The 243-nt window shown below is 38.7% G+C and carries 1 protein-coding gene; it reads right to left on the bottom strand.

The genetic code is table 11. The annotated features are described in order from the left end of the window. Nucleotides 1-214: helix-turn-helix domain-containing protein (locus HUK49_RS11000; RefSeq protein ID WP_191913712.1), on the bottom strand; the 214-nt coding region annotated here is incomplete at its 3' end. Nucleotides 215-243 lie beyond the last annotated feature (29 nt).

Here is a 243-nt window from a genome sequence, read left to right as displayed (position 1 = left end):
GATATGGATATTCCTGTTTGAGCCGTTTGAGCAAGTAATTCATACCATACTCATTCACAAATTGACTACTAGGGTTATTCTTATAACGTTTTTTCACCATACCAAGCATCAGATTCCAGACCTTACGATCATTACCAAACATTTGCCATAACTGCTGCCTTTGTTTTTCATTGGGATACAAGCGGAGCTTGATTCCCTTAATGGCTTCTGTCATTTTAGTTTCACCTCTTTTCGACGCTGATC

The sequence above is a fragment of the Limosilactobacillus portuensis genome (assembly GCF_014838735.1).
Taxonomy (GTDB): domain Bacteria; phylum Bacillota; class Bacilli; order Lactobacillales; family Lactobacillaceae; genus Limosilactobacillus; species Limosilactobacillus portuensis.
This window is presented reverse-complemented; position numbering and strand designations above follow the sequence as displayed.